This window comes from Amycolatopsis thermalba (assembly GCF_023376025.1).
GTDB classification, from domain to species: Bacteria; Actinomycetota; Actinomycetes; order Mycobacteriales; family Pseudonocardiaceae; genus Amycolatopsis_E; species Amycolatopsis_E thermalba.
In genome coordinates, this window is sequence record NZ_CP091196.1 from 3,327,098 (window position 1) to 3,343,705 (window position 16,608).

General features: G+C 71.8%; 16 protein-coding genes. 11 read left to right on the forward strand and 5 right to left on the reverse strand.

Annotation, left to right across the window (positions count from 1 at the left end):
- Positions 1-6: 6 nt before the first annotated feature.
- Positions 7-2,862, forward strand: coding sequence for an excinuclease ABC subunit UvrA (uvrA, locus tag L1857_RS16055; RefSeq protein WP_094009127.1), 2,856 nt, complete (start codon positions 7-9; stop codon positions 2,860-2,862).
- A 119-nt stretch (positions 2,863-2,981) separates the two neighbouring features.
- Entirely contained in the window at positions 2,982-3,437 is a 456-nt protein-coding gene (locus L1857_RS16060; RefSeq protein ID WP_094009126.1) for an SRPBCC family protein, read from the forward strand.
- 246 nt (positions 3,438-3,683) lie between these two features.
- On the opposite strand, the gene L1857_RS16065 is transcribed toward L1857_RS16060, so the two are convergent.
- Positions 3,684-4,994 (reverse strand): cation:dicarboxylate symporter family transporter, encoded by a 1,311-nt coding sequence (locus L1857_RS16065; RefSeq protein ID WP_094009125.1) that lies wholly within the window; start codon positions 4,992-4,994, stop codon positions 3,684-3,686.
- A 185-nt stretch (positions 4,995-5,179) separates the two neighbouring features.
- Between L1857_RS16065 and L1857_RS16070 the strand changes: the two genes are divergently transcribed.
- From L1857_RS16070 to L1857_RS16080, 3 genes are read left to right on the forward strand one after another with little or no spacing between them, the layout of a single operon-like run.
- Positions 5,180-6,787 carry an ATP-binding protein gene (locus L1857_RS16070; RefSeq protein WP_116112642.1) on the forward strand — a complete coding sequence of 536 codons (1,608 nt, stop codon included), beginning with the start codon at positions 5,180-5,182 and terminating at the stop codon, positions 6,785-6,787.
- Positions 6,784-7,455, forward strand: a complete 672-nt coding sequence (locus L1857_RS16075; RefSeq protein ID WP_249465469.1) for a response regulator — start codon at positions 6,784-6,786, stop codon at positions 7,453-7,455. The genes L1857_RS16070 and L1857_RS16075 overlap by 4 nt, the downstream gene beginning before the upstream one ends.
- Positions 7,456-7,475: 20 nt before the next feature.
- Positions 7,476-7,907 (forward strand): YbjQ family protein, encoded by a 432-nt coding sequence (locus L1857_RS16080; RefSeq protein ID WP_116112636.1) that lies wholly within the window; start codon positions 7,476-7,478, stop codon positions 7,905-7,907.
- Positions 7,908-7,947: 40 nt separating this feature from the next.
- Here the strand turns inward: L1857_RS16080 and L1857_RS16085 are convergent, their stop codons facing one another.
- The 3 genes from L1857_RS16085 to L1857_RS16095 are packed head-to-tail and all read right to left on the reverse strand — an operon-like array spanning position 7,948 to position 12,218.
- On the reverse strand, positions 7,948-9,330 hold the full coding sequence (locus L1857_RS16085) for a GntP family permease (protein ID WP_249465472.1): 1,383 nt from the start codon (positions 9,328-9,330) through the stop codon (positions 7,948-7,950).
- Positions 9,327-10,907: an N-acyl-D-amino-acid deacylase family protein gene (locus tag L1857_RS16090; RefSeq protein ID WP_116112631.1), complete on the reverse strand. Its 1,581-nt coding sequence runs from the start codon at positions 10,905-10,907 to the stop codon at positions 9,327-9,329. Before L1857_RS16090 ends, L1857_RS16085 begins: the two co-directional genes overlap by 4 nt.
- 9 nt (positions 10,908-10,916) lie before the next feature.
- A complete protein-coding gene (locus tag L1857_RS16095; protein ID WP_249465474.1) occupies positions 10,917-12,218 on the reverse strand; it encodes an amino acid deaminase in 1,302 nt (433 codons plus the stop codon).
- A 91-nt stretch (positions 12,219-12,309) separates the two neighbouring features.
- On the opposite strand from L1857_RS16095, the gene L1857_RS16100 reads away from it, so the two are divergent.
- Positions 12,310-13,053 carry an IclR family transcriptional regulator gene (locus L1857_RS16100; protein ID WP_094009118.1) on the forward strand — a complete coding sequence of 248 codons (744 nt, stop codon included), beginning with the start codon at positions 12,310-12,312 and terminating at the stop codon, positions 13,051-13,053.
- 15 nt (positions 13,054-13,068) lie between these two features.
- The gene (locus L1857_RS16105) at positions 13,069-13,449 is read left to right on the forward strand and encodes a RidA family protein (RefSeq protein ID WP_094009117.1); all 381 of its coding nucleotides are present in this window, start codon (positions 13,069-13,071) and stop codon (positions 13,447-13,449) included.
- Positions 13,450-13,853: 404 nt separating this feature from the next.
- Here the strand turns inward: L1857_RS16105 and L1857_RS16110 are convergent, their stop codons facing one another.
- Complete coding sequence (locus L1857_RS16110; RefSeq protein ID WP_094009116.1) at positions 13,854-14,222, reverse strand: DUF1844 domain-containing protein; 369 nt, start codon at positions 14,220-14,222, stop codon at positions 13,854-13,856.
- Positions 14,223-14,432: 210 nt separating this feature from the next.
- Here L1857_RS16110 and infC point away from each other — a divergent pair, with 210 nt between their 5' ends.
- The 4 genes from infC to L1857_RS16130 all read left to right on the forward strand — a co-directional run bounded on the left by infC (position 14,433) and on the right by L1857_RS16130 (position 16,602).
- Positions 14,433-15,047: a translation initiation factor IF-3 gene (gene infC, locus L1857_RS16115; RefSeq protein ID WP_094009115.1), complete on the forward strand. Its 615-nt coding sequence runs from the start codon at positions 14,433-14,435 to the stop codon at positions 15,045-15,047.
- Positions 15,048-15,119: 72 nt separating this feature from the next.
- Entirely contained in the window at positions 15,120-15,314 is a 195-nt protein-coding gene (rpmI, locus tag L1857_RS16120) for a 50S ribosomal protein L35 (RefSeq protein ID WP_116112626.1), read from the forward strand.
- Positions 15,315-15,382: 68 nt separating this feature from the next.
- A complete protein-coding gene (gene rplT, locus L1857_RS16125; RefSeq protein WP_017981981.1) occupies positions 15,383-15,769 on the forward strand; it encodes a 50S ribosomal protein L20 in 387 nt (128 codons plus the stop codon).
- Positions 15,770-15,783: 14 nt separating this feature from the next.
- Positions 15,784-16,602: a TrmH family RNA methyltransferase gene (locus L1857_RS16130; protein WP_094009130.1), complete on the forward strand. Its 819-nt coding sequence runs from the start codon at positions 15,784-15,786 to the stop codon at positions 16,600-16,602.
- The last annotated feature ends 6 nt before the right edge of the window (positions 16,603-16,608 follow it).

Below are 16,608 nucleotides of genomic sequence, written 5' to 3' on the forward strand. Positions count from 1 at the left end.
TCATCCGTGGCTGATCGCCTCGTTGTTCGCGGTGCGCGCGAGCACAACCTCCGCGGCGTCGACCTCGACCTGCCCCGGGACAGCCTGATCGTGTTCACCGGCCTGTCCGGGTCGGGCAAGTCGAGCCTGGCCTTCGACACGATCTTCGCCGAGGGGCAGCGGCGGTACGTGGAGTCGCTGTCGGCCTACGCCCGGCAGTTCCTGGGGCAGATGGACAAGCCGGACGTCGACTTCATCGAGGGCCTCTCGCCCGCGGTGTCGATCGACCAGAAGTCCACCTCGCGCAACCCGCGCTCCACCGTGGGCACCATCACCGAGGTCTACGACTACCTCCGGCTGCTCTACGCGCGCGCCGGCAAGGCGCACTGCCCGCAGTGCGGTGAGCCGATCAGCAAGCAGACCCCGCAGCAGATCGTCGACCAGGTGCTGGCCATGGAGCAGGGCACCCGGTTCCAGGTGCTCGCGCCGGTCGTGCGCGGCCGCAAGGGCGAGTACCTCGACCTGTTCAGCAACCTCCAGCAGCAGGGTTACTCGCGGGCGCGCATCGACGGGCAGGTGTACCAGCTCACCGACCCGCCGAAGCTGAAGAAGCAGGAGAAGCACCACATCGGGGTCGTGGTCGACCGGCTCACCGTCAAGGCCTCGGCGAAGCAGCGCCTGACCGACTCGGTGGAGACCGCGCTGCGCCTGGCCGACGGCCTGGTCGAGCTGGAGTTCGTCGACCTGCCGGAGGGTGACCCGCACCGCATCCGCGGGTTCTCCGAGAACCTGGCCTGCCCGAACGGCCACCCGCTGGCGATCGAGGACCTCGAACCGCGCTCGTTCTCGTTCAACTCGCCCTACGGCGCGTGCCCGGAGTGCACCGGCATCGGCATCCGCAAGGAGGTCGACCCGGAGCTGGTGGTGCCCGACGACGAGCTGTCGCTGGCCGAGGGCGCGATCGCGCCGTGGTCGGGCGGGCAGAGCGCCGAGTACTTCCAGCGGCTGCTGGAGTCGCTGTCGGAGACCATCGGGTTCCGCATGGACACGCCGTGGCGCAAGCTGCCGGCCAAGGCGCAGAAGGCGGTCCTGCACGGCGTCGACGAGCAGGTCCACGTCCGCTACCGCAACCGGTACGGCCGCCAGCGCAGCTACTACGCGAGCTTCGAGGGCGTCATCCCGTTCCTGGAGCGGCGGCTGGACCAGACCGAGTCCGAGTACATGCGCGAGCGGTACGAGGGCTACATGCGCGAGGTGCCGTGCCCCGCGTGCCAGGGCAGCCGGCTCAAGCCGGAGATCCTCGCGGTCACCCTCGAGCACGCCGAGCGCGGCGAGCGGTCCATCGCCGAGGTGTGCGCCCTGTCCATCGAGGAGGCCTCGGAGTTCCTCGACGGCCTCAAGCTGGGGCAGCGCGAGGCGATGATCGCCGGCGCGGTGCTCAAGGAGATCCAGGCGCGGCTGCGCTTCCTGCTCGACGTGGGCCTGAACTACCTGTCGCTGGACCGGGCCTCGGCCACGCTGTCCGGCGGCGAGGCCCAGCGCATCCGGCTGGCCACCCAGATCGGGTCCGGCCTGGTGGGCGTGCTCTACGTGCTGGACGAGCCGTCGATCGGCCTGCACCAGCGGGACAACCGCCGCCTGATCGACACGCTGACCCGGCTGCGTGACCTGGGCAACACGCTGATCGTCGTCGAGCACGACGAGGACACCATCCGCGCCAGCGACTGGGTGGTCGACATCGGGCCGGGCGCGGGCGAGCACGGCGGGCACATCGTCCACAGCGGACCGTTCACGAAGCTGCTGAAGAACAAGAAGTCGCTGACCGGCGCGTACCTGTCCGGGCAGGAGGTCATCCCGGTGCCGGCGATCCGGCGCCCGGTGAACAAGAAGCGGCAGCTGACCGTGGTGGGCGCGCGGGAGCACAACCTGCGCGGCGTGGACGTGTCGTTCCCGCTGGGCTGCCTGGTGTCGGTCACCGGCGTGTCCGGTTCGGGCAAGTCGACGCTGGTCAACGACATCCTCGCGACCGTGCTGGCGAACAAGCTCAACGGCGCCCGCCAGGTGCCCGGACGGCACACCCGCGTCCGCGGCCTCGACCAGGTGGACAAGCTGGTACGGGTCGACCAGTCGCCGATCGGCCGCACCCCGCGGTCCAACCCGGCCACCTACACCGGCGTGTGGGACCACGTGCGCAAGCTGTTCGCGGCCACCACCGAGGCGAAGGTGCGCGGCTACCAGCCGGGCCGGTTCTCGTTCAACGTCAAGGGCGGCCGCTGCGAGGCGTGCGCCGGCGACGGCACGATCAAGATCGAGATGAACTTCCTGCCCGACGTGTACGTGCCCTGCGAGGTCTGCAAGGGCGCCCGGTACAACCGGGAGACGCTCGAGGTGCACTACAAGGGCAAGACGGTCTCCGACGTCCTCGACATGCCGATCGAGGAGGCCGCCGAGTTCTTCGAGCCGATCAAGGCGATCCACCGGCACCTGCAGACGCTGGTGGACGTGGGCCTGGGCTACGTCCGGCTGGGCCAGCCCGCGCCGACGCTGTCCGGTGGTGAGGCGCAGCGCGTGAAGCTCGCCAGCGAGCTGCAGAAGCGTTCGACCGGCAAGACGGTGTACATCCTCGACGAGCCGACCACCGGCCTGCACTTCGAGGACATCCGCAAGCTGCTCGGCGTCATCAACGGGCTGGTCGACAAGGGCAACACGGTGATCGTGATCGAGCACAACCTCGACGTGATCAAGACCTCGGACTGGGTCGTCGACCTCGGCCCCGAGGGCGGTTCCGGCGGCGGCACGATCGTCGCCGAGGGCACGCCCGAAGACGTCGCCAAGGTCGGCGAGAGCTACACGGGCAAGTTCCTGCGGGACCTGCTCAACTGAGACGAGCCCGGCGGAGGGCCGTCGCAAGTCCCGCGGCGGCCTCCCGCACGGGTACGTCCGTGAGCCACTGCCTGCGTGCAAGATCAGCGGCGGGCGCCGTTTCTTCGCATACTTGGTCCATGCGGGTCAACGCCTATCACTTCCGGGACACCTGGCTGCTGTCCTCACCCGCGCGCACCGTCTTCGACGCGGTCACCGATGTCGCCGGGTATCCGCGCTGGTGGCCGGACGTGCGCGAGGTGACCCGGGTCGACGACAACACGGCCCAGCTCGTCTGCCGCGCGGTTCTGCCGTACGCGCTCGTCATCCGGATGCGGCGCGCCGAGGAGGACCGCGACACCGGCCGCATGCGGGTCCACCTCACCGGCGACCTGGAGGGTTCGCTGGCCGCCACCGCGCTCCAGCTCCCCGGCGGCACCCGCCTGGAGATCACGCAACGGGTCATCGCCACGAAACCGTTGCTGCGCACGCTCTCGCCGCTGGCCCGGCCGGTGTTCCGCGCCAACCACGCCCTCATGATGCGGCGCGGCCGGCGCGGACTGGAATCCCACCTCAGCGCGGCGGGGGCGCGCTGACGAACCCCGCGCGGCCCAGCTCGCCGGTCAGTCCGGAGTGGACGGCGGCCCGCGCCCCGGCGCAGGACAGAACCGGTGGATCCGGCCGGTCGGGCCGGACCCACCGGTAGCTGCGCGTGAGCCCGCCCCGAGGTGACGGCGCGGGGTCACGCTCTGCCCCGCCGGCACGGGTGACCGCAGCCGGCGGAGGGCACGGGGAAGCCGGTGATCCCGGCGGCTGGTGATCGCGATCACCAGCCGCGCGCGTCAGACGCCGGCCTTCACGGGCTCCCGTTCCGGTTCGGCGGCCGGATGGTCGTCCACCAGCGTGGTCTCGTTGAACGGGTCCTGCCCGGACAGCACCCGCTGGGCCCGCGACCGGTCGAATTCCCTGGTCCACGACCCGATGACGACGGTAGCCACCGCGTTGCCGGCGAAGTTGGTCACCGCGCGCGCCTCGGACATGAACCGGTCGATGCCGAGGATGAACCCGACGCCGCCGACCAGGTCCGGCCGGTGCGACTGCAGACCGCCGGCCAGGGTCGCCAGGCCCGCGCCGCTCACGCCGGCCGCGCCCTTCGACGCGATGATCATGAACACCAGCAGGGAGATCTGCTCACCGACCGACAGCGGGCTGCCCTGCGCGGTGGCGATGAACAACGTCGCCATCGTCAGGTAGATCGCGGTGCCGTCCAGGTTGAACGAGTACCCGGTGGGCACCGTGATGCCGACCACCGGCTTGGACACGCCCAGGTGCTCCATCTTCGCGATCAGCCGCGGCAGCGCCGACTCCGACGAGGACGTCGACACGATCAGGATGAACTCGCGGGCCAGGTAACGCAGCAGGCTGAAGATGCTGATCCGCGCGCCGAGCCACAGGATCGCGCCGAGCACGATCGCCACGAACAACGCGCACGTCACGTAGAACCCGACCATCACGACCGCGAGGCTCTTCAACGCGTTCCACCCGGTCGCGCCGACGACGGCGGCGATCGCGCCGAACGCGCCCACCGGCGCGGCCCACATGATCATCGCCAGGATCCGGAACACGAGCTTCTGGATGTGCTCGATGCCGCGCAGGATCGGCTTGCCCGCGTCGCCCATCTTCTGCAGCGCGAACCCGGCGAGCAGCGCGACCAGCAGGGTCTGCAGCACCGAGCCCTCGGTGAACGACGACACCAGCGAGGTCGGGATGATGCCGAGCACGAAGTCCGTGGTGCCCTCGCTGCCCTTGCTGGCCTGTTCCTGCGCCTTCGCGATCGACGACGGGTCCAGGTGCAGGCCGCTGCCCGGGTGCAGCAGGTTGCCCACGATCAGCCCGATCGCCAGGGCGAACGTGGACATCACCAGGAAGTAGCCGATGGCCATCAGGCCGACCTTGCCGACCTTGGCCGCCTTGGCGACCGACCCGATGCCGAGCACGATCGTGCAGAAGATGATCGGCGAGATCATCATCTTGATCAGGTTGACGAACCCGGTGCCGAGCCAGGCCAGGCTCTTGCCGAAGTCGGGGAAGAGGATCCCGACCGCGACACCGAGCACGACCGCGGCGACGACCGCGAGGTAGAGGTAGTGCATCCGGTCGCGGCGCGGTTTCGCGCCGGCCGGTTGTGCCGTAGGCAACGTTGCCTCCTGTGGGGACGAGGCGCGCCCTGTCCGGCGCAGCTTGCGAGTGACTATCAGTCACCGCTATGACCGCGGTCACCGTTGTGTTCATAGAGTTCGCGCGTCCGGCCGCACGTTCCGTGTGCTGGGATGGCGGGATGCGGTTCACGAGCAGGCGCTGGAGCCTCGCGCGGCAGCTGCTCCTGCTGCAGGTGGCGGGAGTGGCCGTGCTGGTCGCGGTGGGCGCGCTGCTGGCCTACTTCGACGCCGCCCGCGCGGTGGAGGCCCGCGCCCGGGACAAGGTCGTCGCCATCGCGAGCACCCTCGCCGATTCGCCGACGGTGCTGTCCGCGGTGCGGCTGCCCGCGCCCGGCACCGAGCTGCAACCCTTCGCCGAGCAGGTGCGGCGCGACACCGGGGTCGACTTCATCACGATCATGGACCCCGGCGGCATCCGCTACACCCACCCCAATCCCGAGCTGATCGGCCAGCGGTTCCTCGGCACGATCGACGTCGCCCGGCAGGGCCGGATCTACACCGAGACCTACACCGGCACGCTCGGCCCGTCGATGCGCGCGGTGGTACCGGTGTTCGACGGCGAGCGCCGGGTGGTCGCGCTGGTCTCGGTCGGCATCAAGGTCGACGCGATCTCGGCGGCGCTGGCGCAGCGGATCTGGACGCTCGCCGCGGTGGCCGGCGCCGCGCTGGCGGTCGGGATCGCGGGCAGCTACCTGGTGAGCAGCCGCCTGCGCCGGCAGACCCGCGGTCTCGCCCCGGCCGAGCTGAGCAGCGTCTTCGCCTACTACGAGGCGACCCTGCACGCGGTGCGCGAGGGGCTGGTGCTGGTCGGCGCGGACGAGCGGGTGGTGCTGTGCAACGACGCCGCCCGCGAGCTGCTCGGGCTGGACACCGATCCCACCGGCGCCCCGGTCACCGGGCTCGGCCTGCCGCCGAGCCTGGTCGAGGCGCTGCGCGGGCAGGAGCCGCGGCGCGACGAGATCCACCTGACCGACGTGCGGGTGCTGGTCGTGAGCACCGCGCCGGTGCGGTCCCGCGCCCGCGCCAACGACCACGGCACGGTCGTCACCCTGCGCGATCACACCGACCTGCAGCTGCTCACCGGCGAGCTGACCACCGCCCGCGGGCTGGCCGAGTCGCTGCGGTCGCAGGCGCACGAGGCGGCCAACCGCCTGCACACGGTGGTGTCCCTGGTGGAGATGGGCCGCACGCAGGAGGCGATCGAGTTCGCCACCGCCGAGCTGGAGATCGCGCAGCGGCTCACCGACCGGGTGGTGGGCGCGGTGTCCGAACCGGTGCTGACGGCGCTGCTGCTCGGCAAGACCGCCGAGGCCAGCGAGCGCGGCGCGGAGCTGGTGCTGACCGAGGACACCGCGATCGAGGACACCGACACCGGCATCGAGCCCCGCGACCTGATCACCGTGCTGGGCAACCTGATCGACAACGCGATCGACGCGGCCATCGAAACCGCGGGGGAGCGCCCCGGGCGGCCGCGGGTCACGGTGACCGCGAAGATCGAGGGGCCGGAGTTGCTGCTGCGCGTCGCCGACACCGGCCGGGGTGTGCCGGACGAGGTGCGGCGGCGCGTGTTCGAGCGGGGCTGGACGACCAAACCGGACGGTCACGGCCTGGGGCTGGCGCTGGTCGGGCAGGTGGTCCGGCGCAACGGCGGGAGTGTGGACGTGACGACTGGGGAAGGCGCGGTGTTCACCGTGCGGCTGCCGGTGCGGCAGGAGGTGCCGCGGTGATCCGGGTGCTCGTGGTCGAGGACGATCCGGTCGCCGCCGAGGCGCACCGCACCTACGTGGAGCGGGTCGCCGGGTTCACGGTCGCCGCGGTCGTCCACTCCGGGGCGGAGGCGTTGCGGTTCTTCGAGCGTGACACCGCCGACCTGGTGCTGCTCGACTTCTACCTGCCCGACACGCACGGCCTCGCGGTGTGCCGGGCGCTGCGGGCCGCCGGCAACCCGGTGGACGTGATCGCGGTGACCTCCGCCCGGGACCTGGCGGTGGTCAAGGCCGCGGTGTCGGTGGGCATCGTGCAGTACCTGATCAAGCCGTTCACGTTCGCCTCGCTGCGGGACAAGCTCGACCGGTACGCGAAGTTCCGGGACAGCTTCGGGGAAACCGGCGAGGTGGGGCAGTCCGAGGTGGACCGGGCGTTCGCCGCGTTGCGCTCACCGGTGGCGACGGCCCTGCCGAAGGGGATGAGCGGCCAGACCCTGGACGCGGTGGTCTCGGCGTTGCGGGAGGAACCGGACGGGCTGTCCGCGGGCGCGGCCGCCACCGCGACCGGCGTGTCCCGGGTGACCGCGCGGCGCTATCTGGAATACCTGGCCGACAACGGACTCGCGCGACGAGAGCCGCGATACGGACAGGTCGGGCGCCCCGAGGTTTGGTACCGGGCCGTCACGTGACGGGCGCTACGATCCGCGGCATGAGCCAGCCTTACCAGCAGCAGCCGCGGTTTCCGATCCTGCTGTCCACCATGAACGATTTGCCGGGCTACCGGGTCGTGCGCGTGTACGGCGAGGTGTTCGGGCTGACCGTGCGCAGCCGCAACATGTTCTCCAACCTGGGCGCCGGGTTCAAGGCGATGGCGGGTGGTGAGCTGAAGGGCCTGTCTAAGCTGCTGTCCGACTCCCGGTACGAGGCGCTGGGGCGGCTCTGCCAGGAGGCGATGTCCTTCGGCGCGAACGCGGTGCTGAGCATGCGCTTCGACTGCAACGAGATCGCCCAGACCGCGAGCGAGATCGCCGCCTACGGCACCGCGGTGTACGTGGTGCCCGACGGCGTCGACCCCAACGCCCAGCAGGCCGCGCAGCAGCAGTACCAGCAGCAGCCGCAGGGCCAGTTCCCGCAGCAGTGACGGACGCGGGCTCGCCGCCCCGGGGCGGCGAGCCCGCGGTCTACACGACGGCCATGAGGATCGCGGCCATGGCGAACCCGGACACGGACAGGATGGTTTCCAGCACCGTCCAGGTCTTGAGCGTCTCGCCGACGGTCAGGCCGAAGTACCGCGACACGATCCAGAACCCGCCGTCGTTGACGTGCGAGGCGATGATCGACCCGGCGGCGATCGCGACCACGATCAGCGCCAGCTGCGCCTGCGAGTACCCGAGTCCGGCCACGGTCGGCGCGACGATGCCACCGGTGGTCACGATCGCCACCGTCGCCGAGCCCTGCGCGAGCCGCAGCCCGCAGCTGATCACGTAGGCGGCCGCGATCACCGGCAGGCCACCGGCCTGCAGCGAGTCGGCGACCGCCTTGCCGATCCCGGTCGCCGACAGCACCGCGCCGAAGAACGCGCCCGCGCCGACCACCAGCAGCAGCATCGCCACCGGACGCAGCGCGGCCGCGGACAGCGCCGACAGCTCCTTGCCGGTCATCCCGCGGCGCGCGCCCAGCAGCCAGGACGCCAGCAGCACGGCGATCGTGAGCGCCACCGCGGGCGTGCCGACGAAGGCCGCCACACCCGCGGGCGCCGAGTTCTTCGGCAGCCAGATGCTGCCGAACGTGCCGGCCAGGATCAGCACCAGCGGCACCGCGATGATCGCCGACACCAGCGCCAGCGACGGCCCGGGGCCCTCGTCGCCGTCCTCCTCGACGATCATCTCGGCCGGCACCTCGATGTGCATCCGCTTGCCGATCCACGACGGGAACACCACCCCGGCGAGGAACCACGCCGGCAGACCGCAGACCGCGCCCATCAGGATGATCCAGCCGAGGTCGACGTGCAGCAGGCCGGCCGCCGCCACCGGTCCCGGGTGCGGCGGGATGAACGCGTGCGTCATCGACAGCCCGGCCAGCAGCGGCAGGCAGTACAGCAGCAGCGACCGGCCGCCCTGCCGCGCGGCGACGTAGACCAGCGGCGCGAGCACGAAGATGCCGATGTCGAAGAACACCGGAACCCCGAAGATCAACCCGGCCAGGCCCATCGCCAGCGGCGCCCGCTTCTCGCCGAACGCACGCAGCAGCGCGCCGGTCAGCACCCGCGCCCCGCCCGACTTCTCCAGGATCGCGCCGAGCAGCGTGCCCAGCCCGATGATCGCGGCGATGTGCCCGAGGATGCCGCCGAAACCCTTCTCCAGCAACGAGTCCGACGTCTTCTGCGCGGTGCCGACGATCGTGCCCACCGGCAGCCCGGCGGCCAGCGCGGTGAGCAGCCCGACGATGATCAGGGCGATGAACGGTTCGGTCTTGAACCGGATGATCATGACCAGCAGGACGGCGATCGACACCGCCGCGAGCGTGAGCAGCCCTGGAGTCGAGTGCTGCAGCCAGTCGATCAAGCGGACCTCCTGAGGGAGTGACCGGCGAGCGCGCCGGTGGGCCTGCCGTCGTCGATGGCCGCGACGCCGTTGACGAAGACGTAGGGGATGCCCGCGGCCTGCTGCCGCGGGTCGTCGAAGGTGGCCGTGTCGGCGACCGTGTCCGGGTCGAACAGCACGAGGTCGGCCGCGTACCCCGGCTTGACCAGCCCGCGATCGGCCAGCCGCAGCCGCCGGGCGGCACGACCGGTCAGGTGCGCGACGCACTCGGCCAGGTCCAGCACGCCCAGTTCCCGCACGTACCGGGCGAGGTAGCGGGGGAAGGTGCCCCAGGCGCGCGGGTGCGGGCGGTCGCCCACCAGCAGCCCGTCGCTGCCGCCGGTGTGCGTGCGGTGCCGCATGATCGCCCGCACGTTCTCCTCGTGCCCGACGTGCATCAGGCACGACGTGCCGAGCCGCTCGGAGAGCAGCACGTCGAAGTACAGCTGCGCGGCGGGCACCCCGGCGCGCCGCGCGGACTCGGCCACCGAATGCCCGACGAGATGGGCGTTTTCGGACCTGCGGACGCCGTTGATCTCGATGCACTCCCAGTCGATCGGTACCCCGTGGGCGCCGTCGGAGCCGGTTTCCTCGATCTCGGCCCGGATCCGCTCGCGCGTGCCCGGATCGGCCAGGCGCTCCAGGGTCGCGGCGATCCCGCCCTCGGCCGCCCAGCTCGGCAGCAGCGCGGCCAGGTAGGTCGCGCCGGGCAGGTACGGGTAGGTGTCGAGGGTGATGTCCACGCCGTCGTCGAGCGCGGCGTCCAGCAGCCGCAGCAGATCCGGTGCCTTCCCCTTGTTGACGGAGAAGTTCATCGTGGCGTGGGCCAGGTGCAGCGGGCACTTCGCGCGGCGGCACACCTCGACCATCTCCGCGAACGCCTCCAGCGCGCCGGCGCCGTAGCTGCGGTGGTGCGGGCTGTAGTAGCCGCCGCGCGCGCCGACCACCTCGCACAACGCGACCAGTTCGTCGTCGTCGGCGTACATGCCCGGGGTGTAGGTCAGGCCCGAGGACATGCCGACCGCGCCTTCGTCGAGACCGGTCGCGACCAGCTCGCGCATCCGGTCCAGTTCGGACTCCGACGGCGGCCGGTCGCCGAACCCGACGGCGAGCATCCGGACGGTGCCCTGCGGGACCAGGTAGGCGGCGTTGACGGCGATGCCGCGGTCGAGCCGGTCCAGGTACTCGCCGACCGAGCGCCAGTTCCAGTCGAACCCGGGCGGGTCGTCGTTCCAGCCGGCGAGCTGTTCACGCAGCGCCGCCAGGGTGGTGTCGTCGACCGGGGCGTAGGACAGGCCGTCCTGGCCGAGCACCTCGGTGGTCACGCCCTGGGAGACCTTCGCCAGGTGGTCCGGCGCGGCGAGCAGCTGCAGGTCGGAGTGCGAGTGCATGTCGACGAACCCGGGCGCGAGCACGAGCCCGTCCGCGTCGATCACCCGCCTGCCCGTCAGGCCCGGGCCGATCTCCGCGATCCGGCCGCGCGCGACGCCGACGTCGGCCCGGAACAGGGCAGCGCCGGTGCCGTCGGCGATCCGCGCGCCCCGCAGGACGAGGTCCATTCCGGCCTCCTAGAAGTAGGTGCGGACGAAGTCCACGACGGTGTCGCCGTCGACCACGGGCAGCAGCGGCCACTTGTCGAACACCGTGCACGGGTGGGACAGGCCCAGCCCGACCCAGTCGCCCACCCGCAGCGGCGAATCCGGGGGCAGCGCGACGAAGGCGTGCTGGTCGTTGAGCGCGGTGACGGTGTGGCCGGTCAGCTGCGCGGGTGGTTCGCCGGGACGCCGGTGCCACTGCGGTTCGGGCAGGCCCTCGTCGAAGGAGGCGTCCCGCTTGCCGAGCGTCAGCAGGGCGAGGTCGCCGGTGGGGCGCGAGGTGACCTGCGCCCAGGCGCGCAGCGCGGAGCGGAACCGCGGGGTCCCGGCGATGCGCGGCTGCTCGCCGAGCGGGGAGATGCCCCGGTAGAAGCCGTCGTCGTGGGTCAGGTAGGCGCCGCTGCGCAGGACCGGCACGACCGGCAGGCCGTCCCAGTCCCCGGCGAGCGCGGCGGCGGCCTGGTCGAAGTAGGCGCTGCCGCCCGCGGTGACGATCACCTGGTCCAGGCCCGCGAACAGGCCGCGCCGGGCGATCGCGACGGTGAGGTCACGCAGGCGCGCCAGGTAGCCGTCGACCGTCTGCCGGGACGCCGGGCTCGGGTCGTGGGCCAGCGCGCCCTCGTAGCCGCCGGTGCCGGCCAGGCGCAGGGCCGGGCTGGCGTGCGCGGCCTCGGCGATCTTCAGCGCCGTGTCGAGGCCGCGTGCGCCGGTGCGCCCGCCGTCGCCGCCGAGTTCGACCAGCACGTCGACCTGGCGGCGCGTGCCACGCAGCGCCCCGGTCATCAGCTCGACCGAGGCGACCGAGTCGACCCAGCAGCTGAACTCGAACTCCGGGTGCGCGTCGAGTTCGGCGCCGAGCCAGCGCAGGGCCGCGGGGTCGACGAGCTGGTTGGCCAGCAGGATCCGGGACACGCCGAAGGCGCGGTAGACCCGCAGCTGGCTCGCGTTGGCCGCGGTGATGCCCCACGCGCCGTGCTCGGCCTGCCGCGCGAACAGCTGTGGCGCCATGGTGGTCTTGCCGTGCGGCGCGAGCCGCACGCCGGCGCGGGCGCACCAGTCCGCCATGGTCCGCAGGTTGTGCTCCAGCGCGTCCGCCTCCAGCACCACGACCGGCCCGACGAATCCGCCGGTGAACAGGCCGGGCCGCCGTGCGGCGGCTTCGGCGAGCGTGGCGCCCCACAGGTCGGCGGGCACGGACTTGAACCGCCAGTCGAGCCGTTCGCCGGCGATCGCCGCCAGCGCGTCCGGATCGAGGGTGCAGTCGGAGGAAGCCATTCGAGCTCCGTTGCGTGTTGTGCAACGTACGTTGCGCAGAATGAATGCGATAGGTGTAGCATCCGGTTCGTGGCGGGTCAATGGAGTGAGCGTGAGCCAGAGTCTTGATCGCGGGCTGAGCCTGCTGACCGCGCTCGCCGGCGGCGCGAGCACGCTCGACGAGCTGGCCGGTGAGCTCGGGGTGCACAAGTCGACGGTGTTGCGGCTGCTGCGCACCCTGGAGACGCAGCACTTCGTGCGGCGCGAGGGGGCGCGGCACTACCGGCTCGGCAGCGCCCTGTTCGACCTGGCCAGCCGGGCGCTGGAGGGCCGCGACGTGCGGCGCGAGTCCGCGCCCGCGCTGGCCGCGCTCAACGAGCGCACCGGGCACACCGTGCACCTGGCCACCTACGAGGACGGCGAGGTCGTCTACGTCGACAAGTACGAGGGCCGGCACAGCGTGCGGATGTACTCCCGCGTGGGCAAACGCGCGCCGCTGCACTGCACGGCGGTCGGCAAGGTCCTGGTCGCCGCGCTGCCGCCGGCGCAGCGGGAGAAGATCGCGCGCGGGCTGGACTACCCGCGGCTGACCGCGAACACGATCACCACGGCGGAGGCGTACCTGGCCGAGCTGGCTGCGGTCGCCGAGCGCGGGTACGCGGTGGACGACGCCGAGCACGAGGACTTCATCCACTGCATCGCCGCGCCGGTGCGCGGACCGGGTGGTGCGGTGCTGGCGGCGGTGTCGCTGTCGGTGCCGAAGGTGTTGCTGGACCGCGACGGCCTGCTGGCGCTGCTGCCGGACCTGCGGGCCGCCGCCGAGGACGCGTCCATCCACAATGGATGGAGCAGGTGAGGAAGGAACCCCTACATGGCGAAGGTCGCGATCAGCACGGAGAACGCCCCGAAACCGGCGGCGAACTACTCGCCGGCGGTGCGCAAGGGCAACATCCTCCAGCTGGCCGGGCAGGTCGCGTTCGACCCGAAGACCGGTGAGGTGGTGGGCGCCTCCGTGGGCGAGCAGACGCGCCAGGTGTTCAAGAACCTGGAGGCGGTGCTCACCGAGGCGGGCGCGGGCTGGGAGGACGTCGTGATGGTGCGCGCGTACCTGACGGCCACCGGCCACTTCGCCGAGTTCAACGAGGTCTACAACCAGCTGATCCCCGAGCCGTACCCCGCCCGCACCACGGTGTACGTCGGGCTGCCGAAGGGCCTGCTGGTGGAGATCGACCTGCTGGCGGTCGTGGACTGACCCGGCGCGCCCGGCGGGTGGAGTGGAGCCGGGGCTCGGCCGAGCCCGCCCGCCGGAGCCCAGCCGGGCCGGCGGAGCCCAGCCGGGCCGGCGGAGCCCAGCCGGGCCGGCCGGCCCAGCGCGGCTCGCCCGGCCGGGCCTGTCGTGGCCGGCCGAGCCTGCCGTCTGGCTGAGAGCGCCTGCGCGCTGGCTCAGAGTGCCTGCGCGGCTGGCCGTCGCAGCACGGCTCGTCGGCCGGCCGACACAGCGCAGCTGGACCGGGCTGGGCCTGTCGTGGTTCGTCGGGCCTGCCTACCTGGCACTAGCGGGCCCCGCCGCGCACTTGAACGCCCGGCAGGGCACCCCCGCGCGGGGCGTTCCTCCCGAACTCATCCGCCCCCGGCCGGCCCGCTGACCGGGGATCCTCAGATCACCGGCCCGGTGTACTTCTCGCCGGGCCCCTGCCCGGGCGCGTCCGGCACCGCCGAGGCCTCCCGGAACGCCTTCTGCAGTGACTGCAGCCCGTCACGCAGCGGAGCGGCGTGCACACCGAGGTACTCGGCGGAGGCGGTGACCAGCCCGGCCAGCGCGGTGATCAGCCGCCGGGCCTCGTCGAGGTCGCGGTGCGGGCTGGTGTCCGGGTCCTCGTCGGCGAGCCCGAGCCGCTCGGCCGCCGCGGACAGCAGCATCACCGCGGCCCGGCTGATGACCTCGACGCTGGGGATGTCCTGCAGGTCGCGGACGGGCGGGGAAATATCGCCCGGGTCGGGCGCGTTGGAACCATCGTCAAGCACGTCTGGTACCCTTCCACGTGCGACCAGTCCCCGAGGAATCGGGGGCGGCAAGTGGAGCCCCGCTCCCACCCGAGTCGCCGCACGAGGCGGCCGGGTCCGGTCCCGTCACCGGCGTTGGCCGATGGCGGCGGAACGTTCGGCATTCGTTGCCGGATGTGATCGGAAAAGCTGGGCCCCGCATCCCGGGCAGGTACGCCAGGGACGGGGCCCGTGGTATGTGGGCACCAGGTCGAGCAGGCTAGACAACACACCTCGGACCAAGGAGGCCACATCAGCTCCGAGACACGCATCAACGAACGCATCCGCGTTCCCGAGGTCCGGCTCGTCGGACCGAACGGGGAACAGGTCGGCATCGTCCGCATCGAGGATGCGCTCAGGCTCGCCCAGGAAGCGGATCTCGACCTCGTCGAGGTCGCCCCGCAGGCGCGCCCGCCGGTCTGCAAGCTCATGGACTTCGGCAAGTTCAAGTACGAGAGCGCGCAGAAGGCCCGCGAGTCACGCCGTAACCAGCAGCTCACCGTCATCAAAGAGCAGAAGCTGCGCCCGAAGATCGACCAGCACGACTACGAGACGAAGAAGGGGCACGTGTCCCGCTTCCTCGCCGCGGGGAACAAGGTCAAGGTGACCATCATGTTCCGCGGTCGTGAGCAGTCGAGGCCGGAGCTGGGTTTCCGGCTGCTGCAGAAGCTCTCCGAAGACGTGGCCGAGCTCGGTTACGTGGAGGCGTCCCCGAAGCAGGACGGCCGCAACATGATCATGGTGCTGGCGCCGCACAAGAACGCCAAGCCCAAGCAGAAGGCCGCCAAGGAACCCGTCGACTCCTGACGGGCGCCGCGACCGACGCAGTTCGCAGCACACCGGAACTCCGGTGTGCTGCACCATGAAAGAGAGCACTCAATGCCGAAGATGAAGACGCACAGCGGGACCTCGAAGCGGATTCGGGTCACCGGCTCCGGCAAGCTTCGCCGCCAGAAGGCCGGCCGCCGCCACCTGATGGAGAAGAAGTCCAGCCGGGTCACCCGTCGCCTGGAGGGCACCGGCGAGGTCGCCAAGAACGACGTCGGCCGGATCAAGCGGCTGCTCGGCCGCTGAAGCTCTCCTCTTCCGCCGTAAACCCCCGGGGCGCCGATCGCGCCCCCTGAGATCGACAGGACGGACCCGTGGCACGCGTCAAGCGGGCGGTCAACGCCCAGAAGAAGCGTCGCGCAACTCTCGAACTGGCCAGCGGTTACCGCGGCCAGCGCTCGCGGCTGTACCGCAAGGCGAAGGAGCAGATGCTCCACTCGCTCAACTACGCCTACCGGGACCGCCGTGCCCGCAAGGGTGACTTCCGCCAGCTGTGGATCACCCGCATCAACGCGGCCGCGCGGCAGAACGGCGTGACCTACAACCGCTTCATCCAGGGCCTCAAGGCCGCTGGTGTCGAGGTCGACCGCAAGATCCTCGCCGACCTCGCCGTCAACGACCCCGCGGCGTTCACCGCGCTGGCCGAGCTGGCCAAGCAGAACGTGACGACCGGGCCGAGCGACGAGAAGAAGTCGGCCTGAGCAAGCACGCTGATCTGACCCGGCCCGGGGCGGCTCCGTTCACCGAACGGACCCCCCGGGTCGTTGCTGCGCGGCGCCTCACCCGCCGCGCCGAGCGCGACAAGACCGGCCGGTTCCTCGCCGAGGGCGCCAACGCCGTCGGCGCGGCCCTGGCCCGCGATCCCGGCGCCGTGCACGAGCTGTTCGTCACCGAACGCGCCGCGCAGGCCCACCCGGAGCTGGTCGCCGCGGCCGGTGAGGCGGGCGTGCGCGTCTCACCGATCACCGACCGCGCCGCCGCCGGGCTGTCGGAAACCGTGACCCCGCAGGGCATCGTCGCGGTCTGCTCGCTGCTCGACCGGCCCCTGGAGGGCCTGCTCGACGGCACCGCCCGGCTGGTGGCGGTGCTCGACGGCGTGGCCGACCCCGGCAACGCCGGCACCGTCATCCGGGTCGCCGACGCGGCCGGCGCCGACGCGGTCATCCTCACCGGTGACAGCGTCGACCCGCACAACGGCAAATGCGTCCGCGCCTCCGCGGGCAGCGTCTTCCACCTCCCTCTCACGCGCGTGCGGGACACCGCCGCCGCGCTCGCCGCCTGCCGCGCGGCCGGGCTGCGCCTGCTCGGCGCCCACGGCTACGCCGAGACCGAGCTGGGCTCGATCGACGCCGCCGCCCCGGCCGCCTGGGTCTTCGGCAACGAGGCCCACGGGCTCTCGGCCGAGGTCCTCGCCGCGGTGGACCTGCCGGTGCGGATTCCGCTCTACGGCGCGGCGGAGAGCCTCAACCTGGCCACGGCGGCCGCCGTGTGCCTCTACACCAGCGCGATGGCGGCCCGTCGTCCGGCCGGGTGACGCGCC